This window comes from Haladaptatus halobius, from assembly GCF_020618475.1.
Lineage (GTDB): Archaea > Halobacteriota > Halobacteria > Halobacteriales > Haladaptataceae > Haladaptatus > Haladaptatus halobius.
The window spans coordinates 2084337-2096387 of sequence record NZ_CP085335.1 but is presented as its reverse complement, the minus strand read 5'-3'; the positions used below and the strand labels follow the sequence as shown (position 1 = coordinate 2096387).

The following is a 12051-nucleotide window of genomic DNA, read 5'->3' as shown; positions in this document are numbered from 1 at the left end:
CATGGGACGCAGGATTCAAGGCCAGCGACGCGGTCGCGGCGCACCGACGTTCCGCGCCCCGTCGCACCGATACAAGGCAGAACTGAGCCACAAACGAGCCGAAGACGGAGATATCGTCTCCGGGACGGTCGTGGGTATCGAACACGACCCCGCCCGGAGCGCCCCCGTCGCGGCCATCGAGTTCGAAGACGGCGACCAGCGCCTCGTCCTCGCCCCCGAGGGCGTCGGCGTCGGCGAAGAGATTCAGGTCGGCGTCTCCGCCGAGATCAAGCCGGGCAACACGCTCCCGCTCGCCGAGATTCCGGAAGGGATTCCAGTGTGCAACGTCGAGCGCCAGCCCGGCGACGGCGGGAAGTTCGCCCGCGCATCCGGCGTGAGTGCGAACCTCATCACGCACGACCGAGAGGCCGCTGTCGTCGAACTCCCGAGCGGCGAGATAAAACGACTCTCGCCCCAGTGTCGTGCCACCATCGGCGTCGTCGCCGGTGGCGGCCGCACGGAGAAGCCGATGGTCAAGGCCGGTAACAAGTACCACAAGATGAAAGCGCGCGGCACCAAGTGGCCGAACGTACGCGGCGTGGCGATGAACGCCGTCGACCACCCGTTCGGTGGCGGTGGCCGCCAACACCCCGGCCGACCGAAAAGCGTTTCGCGGGATGCCCCGCCGGGACGCAAGGTCGGGGACATCGCGTCCCGACGCACGGGACGAGGAGGTAACAAATGAGCGATAGCGACTACCGAACCGGACGCGAGGGTGAGTTCACCTATCGCGGCTACGAGATGGACGAACTGCAGGATATGAGCCTGGAGGAAGTCGCGGAACTGCTCCCCGCACGAAAGCGGCGAACCATCCTTCGCGGGTTGTCCGTCGAGCAGGAGAAGCTGCTCGAAAAGGCCCGGAACGCGACCGAGGAAGATTCGGCGAACAGTCCGATCCGGACGCATCTGCGCGACATGCCGGTGCTCCCGTCGTTCGTCGGCAAGACCTTCGCGGTTTACACCGGCAGCGAATTCGAGCGCGTGCGGGTCGAGCCGGAGATGCTGGGTCACTACCTCGGCGAGTTCCAGCTGACCCGCAACTCCGTCGAACACGGACAGGCGGGCATCGGCGCGACCCGCTCCTCGAAGTTCGTGCCACTCAAATAAACCATGGGAATCAGTTACAGCGTCGATGCCGATCCCGACACCACGGCGAAAGCGATGCTTCGGGAGCGGCACATGAGTCACAAGCACAGCAAGGCGATCGCCCGAGAGATCAAGGGCAAGACCACCGAGGACGCGAAAGCGTACCTCCAGCAGGTCGTGAACGAGGAGCGGTCAGTGCCGTTCAAGCAGCACAACAGCGGCGTCGGCCATCGCTCGGATATCGACGGCTGGGACGCGGGGCGCTACCCCGAGAAGGCGAGCAAGGCATTCATCGAACTGCTCGACAACGTCGTCGCCAACGCGGACGCCCAAGGCTTCGACGGCGAGTCGATGGAGATCGTACACCTCGCCGCCCACAAGGTCGGCGAGGTGCAGGGTCGAAAGCCGCGCGCGTTCGGTCGCGCGACCGCCTGGAACACGCCCGAAGTCGACGTGGAGATCGTCGTCGAGGAGGTCGAAGCGTAATGGCGGACGAACACCAGTTCATCCAGGACGGACTCCAGCGGTCCCAGATAGACGAGTTCTTCGCGTCCGAACTCGGTCGCGCGGGCTACGGCGGCATGGAAGTCGCCAAGACGCCGATGGGGACGCAGATCGTCCTCAAGGCCGAGAAGCCCGGTATGGTCATCGGAAAGGGCGGAAAGAACATCCGAAAGATCACCCGAGAACTCGGAGAGCGGTTCGACTTGGACGACCCGCAGATCGACGTTCAAGAGGTGGACGAGCCGGATCTGAACGCCCGAATCGTCGCCGACCGACTCGCCAACGCACTCGAACGCGGTTGGTACTTCCGGAAGGCGGGCCACACGACCATCGACCGCATCATGGACTCCGGCGCCCTCGGTGCCGAAATCGTCCTGTCCGGAAAGGTCACGGGTGCGCGCTCGCGCGTTGAGAAGTTCAACCGCGGCTACATCAAGCACAACGGCGAACCCGCACAGGAGATCGTCGACCGCGGCCAGGGCGTCGCCGTGATGAAACTCGGCACCATCGGCGTGGACGTGAAGATCATCCCGCCGGGAGCCAACCTGCCCGACGACTTCCGCATCGAGGAGGGCGCGGAGCCCGAAGACCTCGTGCCGGACGCCGTCGAGGCCAACGAGGCGGCAGACCTCATCGAAGAGCCGGACGAGGAGGAACTCGAAGAACTCCGTGCGGACGAAGACGAGGAATCGCCGGAGCCCGGCGAGGAAGAAGTCGAAGAGGAAGTCGTCGAAGAAGTGCTCGAAGAGGAGTCCGAAGCCGAAACCGAGGAATCCGAAGAGTCCGTCGAGGAGGAACTCGACGAACTCGAAGAGGAAGTCGAGGCGGAAGCCGAGGAACTACTCGACGAGATGGAGCACGAGGAAGCGGAGAGCGAGGAAGCGGAAGAGGAGGGTGAAGAATAATGGCTATCCTCCACACCGCAGAGATCCGCGACATGACTCCCGCGGAGCGAGACGCCGAACTCGATGAACTCGAGACGGAACTGCTCAACTCGAAGGCCGTGAAGGCCGCGGGTGGTGCGCCCGAAAACCCCGGACGCATCAAGGAACTCCGCCGTACCATCGCTCGCATCAAGACGATCCAGCAGGAAGAAGGCGACTTCGACGAGGAGTAACTATGCCACTGACGCCCGAGACACTCACGAAACACGAACTCGTCGGCCTGCGCGTGCGGGTCGTCTCGGCGACGAACCCCGACCTCGAAGCCATCGAGGGCCGGGTCGTCGCCGAGACGATGCGGACGCTTACCGTCGAGTCCGAGTCTCGGGCGCGACAGGTGCCGAAGCGGGGCGCGAGATTCGAATTCGCGCTCACAGATGAAGCCGCCGATTCCCGCGAGGGGTCGGGGACTGCGTCCAAACTCGGGTCGGAAACTGCCGGAGAGCGCTCCGGTCAGTCTGATTCGGGCGAGGGCGTAGCCTACGTTACGGTGGATGGAGCGACGTTGCTCTCACGTCCCGCACTACGCACCGAAACTGGAGGAAACTCGAAATGGCGTTAGGATTGAACGTATCAGAACCGGAGGAAACCTGCTCCGACGAGAACTGTCCGTTCCACGGCTCGCTTGCCGTTCGCGGACAGGTGATCGAAGGGGAGGTCGCCTCCACCGACATGGAAAAAACCGTCGTCGTCGAGCGTGAGTACGACGTTACAGTGCCGAAATACGATCGGCAGATGAAACGTCGCTCCCGCGTTCCGGCCCACGCGCCGGAGTGTTTATCGCTCACAGTCGGCGACACGGTTCGTATCGCAGAAACCCGACCGCTCTCGAAGACGAAATCACACGTCGTCGTCGAGACGTTCGCAACCGACCGCGACGTAACGTCGGGTGAGACAGAACACGCCTCGCCGGCCGGCGAGGAGACCACCGGCGACGTGACCGAGGGTGCATCGGACGACCGAGCACCTGAGGGAGGTGACGACTGATGGAAGCGCTGAAAGCCGACGTCACGCAGGGCGTCGAGAAAGGCTCCTTGCTGACGTGCGCCGACAACACCGGCGCGCGCCAGCTGAAGGTCATCAGCGTCTCCAACTACCACGGCACGAAGAACCGCCACCCGAAGGCGGGTATCGGTGACAAGATAACGGTGTCCGTCACGAAAGGGACGCCCGAGATGCGCCGACAGGTGCTGGAGGCCGTCATCATCCGACAGCGCAAGTCCATCCGACGTCCGGACGGTACGCGCGTCAAGTTCGAAGACAACGCGGCCGTCATCATCGACGACGTGGAGGAGCCGCGGGGGACGGAGATCAAAGGTCCCATCGCGCAGGAAGTCGCCGAGCGGTTCGGAAGTATCGCAAGCACGGCTACGATGATAGTATGACTCGACAACCACGCAAACAGCGAAACCAGGCCGAGCGCGCCCCGCTGCACAAGCGGCACGAGCAGGTCAAAGCGACGCTGTCCGACGACCTCCGCGAGGAGTACGGGCGGCGGAGCGTCCGCGTCAACGCGGGCGACACGGTCGAGGTCATGCGCGGCGACTTCGCCGGCGAGGAGGGCGAGGTTCTCGACGTGGACATGAAGAAAGCGGTCATCCACGTCGAGGACGTCACCCTCGAGAAAGCCGACGGCGAGGAAGTGCCGCGAGCGCTCGACGCGAGCAATGTTCGCGTGACCGACCTCGACCTCGAAGACGACCGCCGCGAGGCGCGTCTGGAAGGTGATACCGAATGAGCAACCATCAGAAACGACTCTCCGTTCCGAACTCTTGGCCGGTCGAGCGCAAGACCGCCACGTTCACCGTGAAGGCCGGTGCCGGCCCCCACGGTCGCGACGGTGTCCCGCTGCTTATCCTGCTGCGGGACGTGTTGGGCTACGCCGACTCGAAGAAGGAAGCCCGTTACGCGCTCAACCAAGGCTCCGTTCTGGTGAACGGGGAGGCAGTGAGAGACGAACAGCGACCCATCGGGATGTTCGACATCATCGCGTTCACCGAACGAGATGAGTACTACCGCGTCTTCCCCGACGAAGGCGGCCGCCTCGCGCTGACCCGCATCGACGCGGACGCGGCGGACGGCCGACTGGCGAAGATCGAGGACAAGACGCAGGTTCCCGGCGGCGAAACGCAGCTCAATCTCCACGACGGCAGCAACCTCCGCGTGGGAGACGGTGGCGACTACAACACGAAAGACTCCATCGTCGTCAGCAACGACGACAAGGAGATCGTCGCCCACTTCCCCTACGAGGAGGGCTGTCTCGTTACCGCGGTTCGCGGCCAGCATGCGGGCGAGATCGGCGAAATCGCCGACATCAAGGTGACGCCCGGAAGCGGGTCGAACAGCGTCGTGGTCGAGGGCGAAGATACTTCCTTCGAGACGGTCGAGGAGTACGTCGTCGTCATCGACGAGAACTTCACGGGTGATGACGAATGAGCGAAGCAGAATTCCACCAGATGCGCGAGCCGCAGGTGGAGAAGGTCGTCGTCCACATGGGCGTCGGCGAAGGTGGCCGCGAACTCGCCAACGCGGAGGACATCTTGGAGGACGTAACCGAACAGCAGAGCGTCCGCACGCTGGCGAAGTCCACGCTACCGGATTTCGGCATCCGTCAGGGCGACCCTATCGGCGCGAAAGTGACCCTCCGCAACGAGGAGGCTCACGAATTCCTCGAGACGGCGCTCCCGCTGGCGAACCTCTCGGCGACGCAGTTTGACGAGACGGGGAACTTCAGCTTCGGCGTCGAGGAACACACCGAGTTCCCGGGCCAGGAGTACGACCCGAACGTCGGAATCTACGGGCTTGACGTGACCGTCAACCTCGTTCGACCGGGCTACCGCGTCACCAAACGCGACAGGGTGACCCGCCAGATTCCGTCGAATCACCGGCTGACGGCCGAGGACGCCATCGCGTTCCTCGAAGCCAACTTCGACGTCGAGGTGAACGAATGAGCGAAAGTGAAAACGACGCGACCGGCGAGCAGACGGCCAAGCGCACGGGACAACTCGAATCGTGCCAGCGCTGCGGTCGAAAGCAGGGTCTGGTCGGCAAGTACGACATCAACCTATGTCGCCAGTGCTTCCGCGAGATCGCACGCGACATGGGATTCAAGAAGTACCGATAACTATGGCAGGAAACGACCCCCTCAGCAACGCACTCTCCGGCGTGGACAACGCCGAGAGCGTCGGTCATCTGTCCCACACGGTACAGCCCGCCTCGAACGAGATCGGCAGCGTGCTCGAAGTCTTCTACGACAACGGGTACATCGACGGCTTCGAGTTCGTCGACGACGGTAAAGCCGGTCGGTTCGAGATCGAACTGAAAGGCGCGATAAACGAGTGTGGCGCGGTCAAGCCCCGCTACTCGGCGGGCAAGGACGACTTCGAGAAGTGGGAGAAGCGATTCCTCCCCGCCCGGGACTACGGGGCGCTCGTCGTCACGACCAGCCACGGCGTCATGAGCCACTACGAGGCCCGCAAACAGGGAATCGGTGGCCAAGTGATCGCGTACGTCTACTAGAACAATGCCACGAACAGAAATCGAAATTCCGGACGAGGTGACCGCCGACGTAGACCACCTCGACCTGACTGTCGATGGGCCGGAAGGAACCGTCACGCGACGGCTCTGGTATCCGGACATCGCCGTCAGCGTCGAGGACGGTACGGTTGTCATCGAGAGCGACGCCACCGACGCCAAAACGAAGGCGACGATGGGCACGTTCGAGAGCCACGTACGAAACATGGTACACGGCGTGACCGAGGAGTGGGAGTACAAGATGGAAGTCTTCTACTCTCACTTCCCGATGCAGGTGCGCTCCGAGGGCGAGGAAGTCGTCATCGAGAACTTCCTCGGCGAAAAAGCGCCCCGACGGACGACCATCCACGGGGACACCACCGTTCAGGTGGACAACGAGGAGCTGTTCCTGCGCGGCCCGAGCATCGAAGACGTGGGCCAGACCGCCGCGGACATCGAACAACTGACTCGCGTGCAAGGTAAAGATACGCGAGTGTTCCAGGACGGCGTCTACATCACGGAGAAGCCGTCCATGGGAGGTGCCTGATAGATGGCAGACGAACCCGAACAGATCGAAGATATCAGCGGTGTCGGCGACAGCAAGGCCGAGTCGCTTCGAGAGCAAGGCTACGAGTCCGTCGAGGACGTCAAAGCCGCCAGTCAGAGCGACCTCGCCGAAGTCGAAGGAATCGGCAACGCACTCGCCGCCCGTATCAAAGCGGACGTGGGCGGTCTCGAGGTCGAAGAGGAGACGGAAGCCGAGATCGAAGAGGAAGAGCCGGCCGAGGAAGAAGAGCCGGAAGAAGAAGTCGAGACCGAACTGCGCCCCCGCGGGCTGACGGAGAAGACGCCCGAACTCGACGAGAAGGAGGGACGGCTTCTCCAACAGCGCAAGCGCGAGGGGAAACCGAAGTTCAACCGACAGGATTACCACAAGAAAAAGCGGACGCCCGAATCGTGGCGGAAGCCCCGCGGCAACCTCAGTAAGCAGCGCCGCGGCATCAAGGGCAAAGGCGACATGGTCGAGTCCGGCTACCGGACGTCGAAGGCCGTGCGCGGCAAGCACCCGAGCGGCTTCGACGAGGTTCGCGTCCACAACGTCGACGACTTGGACGGCGTGGACGGCGACACCGAAGCGGTTCGCATCGCCTCGAAAGTCGGCGCTCGCAAGCGCGAGCGCATCGAGGAGTCCGCCGAAGAAGCGGGCATCCGCGTTCTCAACCCGACCTACGTCGAAGTGGAGGTAGAAGAATGAGCGACCTGAGTGCACAGAAGCGACTCGCCGCCGACGTGCTCGACGTCGGGAAGAGCCGCGTCTGGTTCGACCCCGACGCACAGGGTGCCATCGCGGACGCGATCACCCGCGAGGACATCCGCGAACTTGTCGACGACGGGTCGATTCGAGCGAAAGACGCAAAGAGCAACTCCCGCGGTCGCGCCCGCGAGCGCCAATCGAAGCGCGCCTACGGGCACCGAACCGGTGCCGGCACCCGCAAGGGGAAGAAGGGCGGCCGCAAGAACTCGAAAGAGGAGTGGACGAATAAGATTCGCGCGCAGCGACGCAAACTGCGCGAACTCCGCGCCGACGGCGAAATCACGCAGACGCAGTACCGTGATCTGTATGATAAGGCAAAAGGCGGGGAGTTCCGTAGCGTGCAATACCTGCTGAACTACATCGAGAACAACTATTAACAATGGCAACTGGACCACGATACAAGGTGCCGATGCGCCGCCGCCGAGAGGTCCGGACTGACTACCATCAGAGGTTGCGCCTGCTGAAATCAGGCAAGCCGCGTCTGGTCGCTCGCAAGAGCAACCAGCACACCAGGGCGCAGCTGGTCACGATGGGTCCCGACGGCGATAACACGGTTGCGAGTGCCTACTCCGGCGACTTGGCGGAGTACGGCTGGGAAGCCCCGACGGGCAATCTCCCTAGCGCGTACCTCACCGGGTACCTGCTCGGTAAACGCGCACTCGACGCCGACTACGACGAGGCGGTGCTCGACATCGGCCTCAACACGGCGACACCCGGCAGCAAGGCGTTCGCAGTACAGGAAGGAGCGATAGACGCTGGCCTCGACATCCCCCACAACGAAAGCGTGATGGCGGACTGGTCGCGCAACCGCGGCGAGCACATCGCCGAGTACGCGGAACAGCGCGACGAACCGCTGTACAGCGGGGATTTCGACGCCACTGAACTACCCGAGCACTTCGACGAAGTGCTCTCGAACCTCCAGGAGGACGAATAACATGAGCAATTCCAACGGCTGGCAACCCCAGACCCGTCTCGGCCGCAAAGTCGTCGAAGGTGACATCGAGACGATGGAGGAGGCGCTGAACTCCGGGCTTCCGCTGAAAGAGCCGGAACTCGTCGATCAGCTCCTCCCCGGCCTCGAAGACGAAGTGCTGGACATCAACATGGTTCAGCGCATGACCGACTCCGGTCGGCGGGTGAAGTTCCGCTGCGTCTGCGCCATCGGTAACCGCGACGGTTTCGTCGGCTACGCCGAAGGCCGAGACGATCAGGTCGGCGGTGCCATCCAGAAGGCGATCGAGATAGCGAAGCTGAACATCATCGACGTACCCCGCGGCGCGGGATCGTGGGAAGACCGAAGCGACCGACCGCACTCGCTCACCCACCGGACGACTGGGAAGGCGGGCAGCGTCGAGGTCGAACTCATCCCGGCACCCGCCGGACTGGGTCTCGCCGCGACCGACACCGTGCGTAAAATCCTCGAACTCGCGGGCGTCGAGAACGCATGGACGAAGAGCCACGGTAACACGCGAACGACGCTCAACCTCGCCAAGGCGACGTACAACGCGCTGGAGAACGCGTCGCAGGCGCGAGGGCCGCGCGCTCGCCCCGACGAGGAACCGCCGGAGGTGGCCGACTGATGAAGGCAGTCGTCCAGCTTCGCGGCGAGGTCAACATGCACCAGGGCATTCGTGACACCCTCGGGATGCTCAACATCCACAAGGTGAACCACTGCGCGCTGGTTCCGGAGACGGAGACCTACCGCGGAATGATCACGAAGGTCAACGACTTCGTCGCCCATGGCGAACCCGACCGGGAGGTTCTGGAGACGGTTCTCTCGAAGCGGGCCGAACCGCTCGAAGGCTCGGACACCGTGGATGACGAGTGGGTAGCAGAGAACACCGACTACTCCGACATCGCCGACCTCGCAGGGGCGCTACTAGACGAAGAGACGACGCTCCGCGAGCAGGGGCTCACCCCCGTCCTCCGACTCCACCCGCCGCGCGGTGGTCACGAGGGCATCAAACACCCCACGAAAGAGGGCGGCCAACTCGGGAAACACACGACGGAGGAGATAAACAAGCTCCTCAAGTCGATGCGATAACCATGACGGACAAGAAACGACGCCAACGTGGCTCGCGCACGCACGGCGGCGGGACGCACAAGAACCGCCGCGGTGCCGGTAACCGCGGAGGACGCGGGCGCGCAGGCCGCGCGAAACACGAATTCCACAACTACGAACCGCTCGGAAAGCACGGCTTTTCCCGACCCGACGACGTGCAGGAAACGGTGCTCACCGTCTCCGTGCAGAAACTCGACGAAGACGCCCCGCTGTTCGCGGCGGACGGCGTCGCCGAGGAAACCGACGGCGGCTACCGAGTCGACGCACGCGACGTCATCGACGACGGTTGGGACGCAGACGCCGTTAAAGTGCTCGGCGGCGGTCAGGTTCGCAACAGCCTCGAAGTCACCGCGGACGCCTTCTCGGCGAGCGCGGTCGAACTTCTCGAGGAAGCGGACGGCGACGCCGTCCTGAGCGAGCGGGCCGAAGCCGAGGACTCCAAACCCACCGAACCAGAGGAAGAATCCGAGGACTAACGCATGGGATGGAAGGAGGCCGCTGAACCAGTCCTGACGCGAATGCCCGCCGTCCAGCGCCCGGAGGGGCACGTCCCCTTCAAGCGCAAGCTAGGGTGGACGGCAGGTGTCCTCGTGTTGTATTTCTTCTTGACGAACGTCGTGCTGTATGGGGTGAACACGAGCACCGACCTCTTCGGTCAGTTCCGCTCGCTACTCGCCGGTCAGCAGGGTTCCGTCTTGCACCTCGGCATCGGTCCCATCGTCACCGCGAGCATCGTTCTCCAACTGCTCGGCGGTGCCGACCTCTTGGGGCTGGACACCGACGACCCGCGCGACCAGGTGCTCTATCAGGGCCTCCAGAAGCTGTTGGTCATCGTGATGATCTGTCTAACGGGCCTGCCGATGGTGTTCGTCGGCGGGTTCTTCCAGCCGGAAGGCGCACTCGTGCAGAGCCTCGGCTCCGCGATGGCCGTCAAGTGGCTCATCTTCGCCCAATTGTTCGTCGGCGCCGTCCTCGTCCTGTTCATGGACGAGATCGTGAGCAAGTGGGGCGTCGGCAGCGGTATTGGGCTGTTCATCGTCGCCGGCGTCAGCCAACAGCTCATCGGCGGGCTGTTCTCGCCGCCGGGACTCGGCAATCAGCTGGGATTCGTCCCGTTCTGGATCTCCGTCATCATCGGGAGCGCGCAGGGCGTCCCGTCGCTGCTGACCGGAGAGGGCGTGCGGATGGTACTGTTCGGGACGAACACCAGCACCGGCCTCGTCGCGCTCGCCACGACGCTGCTCATCTTCGGCATCGTCGTATACGCGGAGAGCGTGCGCGTCGAGATTCCGCTCAGCCACGCGCGGGTGAAGGGCGCTCGCGGTCGCTTCCCCGTGAAGCTCATCTACGCGAGCGTCCTGCCGATGATCCTCGTCCGCGCCCTGCAAGCGAACATCCAGTTCCTCGGGCGCATCCTGCACAGCCAACTCGGCAGTCTGCCTGCGTGGCTCGGCACCTACAGCAACGGACAGGCCACGGGCGGCCTGTTCTATTACTTCGCACCCATACAATCGACGAGCGACTGGATGTGGTGGTCCGCCGGTGCCGCCGCCTCCCACGAGCCGTGGCAGGTGTTGCTCCGCGTCGCCATCGACCTGTCGTTCATGGTCATCGGCGGCGCTATCTTCGCCATCTTCTGGGTCGAGACGACGGACATGGGTCCGGAGGCGACGGCGAAGCAGATCCAGAACTCCGGGATGCAGATTCCCGGTTTCCGCCAGAACACGGGCGTCATCGAGAAGGTGATGGAGCGGTACATCCCGCAGGTCACCGTCATCGGCGGCGCGCTGGTCGGCCTGCTCGCCGTCATGGCGAACATGCTCGGCACCGTCGGCGGCGTCTCCGGAACGGGGCTGCTGCTGACGGTCTCCATCACCTACAAGCTCTACGAGGAGATCGCTGAAGAGCAGTTGATGGAGATGCATCCGATGATGCGCGAGATGTTCGGCGGCTAACGCGGAAGAATGACATTTTCTCTCGCTTTCAGTGACGAACTGTAACTTTCTAGATCTTGATATCTGCGTCAGTTCCGCGTCAGGCCCCGGCGCCTTCACTAATCGTTTCGAGTCGATAATTGACAAAGCGCGACAAGAGATGGGTTGTTGGACGAACTTAGAGTAAAGCCACTAAACTCCTGATTGTCACCTTATTTCCGTCTCACTACCATTTCGAAACGCGAAATCGATCGCATACGAATCGGCTATATTCCGTGAATTCAGTGGACAAGATGGGGTATAACGTACCAGTTTCGAACAGGAGGTTGACCGCCTTCGCGGAGGCAGACTGACTAGTGCCTCACACTACTCATTCCCAGTATACAGGCACGAAAGATGCTGCTAATCCGATCTCCCATCAGTGACCGAATGTGGCGTAACGCTCCAATTGCTATTAGACCGAACCAAAATCAGAATTCGCCGGTACACCCCGGAATTCTGCTGGCAAATCAACCGTTTCAGGATTCTTCACTGCAACCGAAGCAGTGACCATCAAATACTAGCAAACGCTACTTTCAGCCGCTCTTAACTCGGAATTCGGCTGGTTACCCAAATCTACGTTGGTACACCCAATCGCTGAACTCAGCCATTGGAACG

At 62.9% G+C, this 12051-nt stretch carries 21 protein-coding genes; all 21 read left to right on the top strand.

All coding sequences use genetic code 11. The features are described from left to right. Nucleotide 1: 1 nt before the first annotated feature. Genes LIW51_RS12220 through secY form a run of 21 tightly spaced genes read left to right on the top strand, consistent with a single transcriptional unit; the run spans nucleotide 2 to nucleotide 11415 of the window. Complete coding sequence (locus LIW51_RS12220) at nucleotides 2-724, top strand: 50S ribosomal protein L2 (RefSeq protein WP_227374399.1); 723 nt, start codon at nucleotides 2-4, stop codon at nucleotides 722-724. Further along, complete coding sequence (locus tag LIW51_RS12215; protein ID WP_227374398.1) at nucleotides 721-1146, top strand: 30S ribosomal protein S19; 426 nt, start codon at nucleotides 721-723, stop codon at nucleotides 1144-1146. Before LIW51_RS12220 ends, LIW51_RS12215 begins: the two co-directional genes overlap by 4 nt. A 3-nt stretch (nucleotides 1147-1149) precedes the next feature. Then, entirely contained in the window at nucleotides 1150-1611 is a 462-nt protein-coding gene (locus tag LIW51_RS12210) for a 50S ribosomal protein L22 (protein WP_227374397.1), read from the top strand. Then, a complete protein-coding gene (locus LIW51_RS12205) occupies nucleotides 1611-2534 on the top strand; it encodes a 30S ribosomal protein S3 (protein WP_227374396.1) in 924 nt (307 codons plus the stop codon). The genes LIW51_RS12210 and LIW51_RS12205 overlap by 1 nt, the downstream gene beginning before the upstream one ends. After that, nucleotides 2534-2746, top strand: coding sequence for a 50S ribosomal protein L29 (rpmC, locus tag LIW51_RS12200; protein ID WP_227374395.1), 213 nt, complete (start codon nucleotides 2534-2536; stop codon nucleotides 2744-2746). The genes LIW51_RS12205 and rpmC overlap by 1 nt, the downstream gene beginning before the upstream one ends. A 2-nt stretch (nucleotides 2747-2748) precedes the next feature. After that, complete coding sequence (locus tag LIW51_RS12195; RefSeq protein WP_227374394.1) at nucleotides 2749-3132, top strand: ribonuclease P protein component 1; 384 nt, start codon at nucleotides 2749-2751, stop codon at nucleotides 3130-3132. After that, entirely contained in the window at nucleotides 3123-3557 is a 435-nt protein-coding gene (locus LIW51_RS12190) for a 30S ribosomal protein S17 (RefSeq protein ID WP_368411736.1), read from the top strand. Before LIW51_RS12195 ends, LIW51_RS12190 begins: the two co-directional genes overlap by 10 nt. After that, on the top strand, nucleotides 3557-3955 hold the full coding sequence (locus LIW51_RS12185) for a 50S ribosomal protein L14 (protein ID WP_227353724.1): 399 nt from the start codon (nucleotides 3557-3559) through the stop codon (nucleotides 3953-3955). Before LIW51_RS12190 ends, LIW51_RS12185 begins: the two co-directional genes overlap by 1 nt. Next, nucleotides 3952-4308 carry a 50S ribosomal protein L24 gene (gene rplX, locus LIW51_RS12180; protein WP_227374393.1) on the top strand — a complete coding sequence of 119 codons (357 nt, stop codon included), beginning with the start codon at nucleotides 3952-3954 and terminating at the stop codon, nucleotides 4306-4308. The genes LIW51_RS12185 and rplX overlap by 4 nt, the downstream gene beginning before the upstream one ends. Next, entirely contained in the window at nucleotides 4305-5006 is a 702-nt protein-coding gene (locus tag LIW51_RS12175) for a 30S ribosomal protein S4e (RefSeq protein ID WP_227374392.1), read from the top strand. Before rplX ends, LIW51_RS12175 begins: the two co-directional genes overlap by 4 nt. Next, nucleotides 5003-5521: a 50S ribosomal protein L5 gene (locus tag LIW51_RS12170; RefSeq protein ID WP_227374391.1), complete on the top strand. Its 519-nt coding sequence runs from the start codon at nucleotides 5003-5005 to the stop codon at nucleotides 5519-5521. The genes LIW51_RS12175 and LIW51_RS12170 overlap by 4 nt, the downstream gene beginning before the upstream one ends. Then, nucleotides 5518-5694: a 30S ribosomal protein S14 gene (locus LIW51_RS12165; protein ID WP_227353728.1), complete on the top strand. Its 177-nt coding sequence runs from the start codon at nucleotides 5518-5520 to the stop codon at nucleotides 5692-5694. The genes LIW51_RS12170 and LIW51_RS12165 overlap by 4 nt, the downstream gene beginning before the upstream one ends. Before the next feature lie 2 nt (nucleotides 5695-5696). Beyond that, nucleotides 5697-6089 (top strand): 30S ribosomal protein S8, encoded by a 393-nt coding sequence (locus tag LIW51_RS12160; RefSeq protein WP_227374390.1) that lies wholly within the window; start codon nucleotides 5697-5699, stop codon nucleotides 6087-6089. 4 nt (nucleotides 6090-6093) lie between these two features. Continuing rightward, the gene (locus tag LIW51_RS12155; RefSeq protein WP_227374389.1) at nucleotides 6094-6630 is read left to right on the top strand and encodes a 50S ribosomal protein L6; all 537 of its coding nucleotides are present in this window, start codon (nucleotides 6094-6096) and stop codon (nucleotides 6628-6630) included. A gap of 3 nt (nucleotides 6631-6633) precedes the next feature. Then, a complete protein-coding gene (locus LIW51_RS12150; protein ID WP_227374388.1) occupies nucleotides 6634-7338 on the top strand; it encodes a 50S ribosomal protein L32e in 705 nt (234 codons plus the stop codon). Beyond that, complete coding sequence (locus LIW51_RS12145) at nucleotides 7335-7775, top strand: 50S ribosomal protein L19e (protein ID WP_227374387.1); 441 nt, start codon at nucleotides 7335-7337, stop codon at nucleotides 7773-7775. The genes LIW51_RS12150 and LIW51_RS12145 overlap by 4 nt, the downstream gene beginning before the upstream one ends. Nucleotides 7776-7777: 2 nt before the next feature. Beyond that, on the top strand, nucleotides 7778-8332 hold the full coding sequence (locus LIW51_RS12140) for a 50S ribosomal protein L18 (RefSeq protein ID WP_227374386.1): 555 nt from the start codon (nucleotides 7778-7780) through the stop codon (nucleotides 8330-8332). Nucleotide 8333: 1 nt separating this feature from the next. Further along, on the top strand, nucleotides 8334-8978 hold the full coding sequence (locus tag LIW51_RS12135) for a 30S ribosomal protein S5 (protein ID WP_227353734.1): 645 nt from the start codon (nucleotides 8334-8336) through the stop codon (nucleotides 8976-8978). After that, entirely contained in the window at nucleotides 8978-9442 is a 465-nt protein-coding gene (rpmD, locus tag LIW51_RS12130) for a 50S ribosomal protein L30 (RefSeq protein WP_227374385.1), read from the top strand. The genes LIW51_RS12135 and rpmD overlap by 1 nt, the downstream gene beginning before the upstream one ends. A 2-nt stretch (nucleotides 9443-9444) precedes the next feature. After that, the gene (locus tag LIW51_RS12125; RefSeq protein ID WP_227374384.1) at nucleotides 9445-9936 is read left to right on the top strand and encodes an uL15m family ribosomal protein; all 492 of its coding nucleotides are present in this window, start codon (nucleotides 9445-9447) and stop codon (nucleotides 9934-9936) included. A gap of 3 nt (nucleotides 9937-9939) precedes the next feature. Then, nucleotides 9940-11415: a preprotein translocase subunit SecY gene (secY, locus tag LIW51_RS12120; RefSeq protein WP_227374383.1), complete on the top strand. Its 1476-nt coding sequence runs from the start codon at nucleotides 9940-9942 to the stop codon at nucleotides 11413-11415. Nucleotides 11416-12051 lie beyond the last annotated feature (636 nt).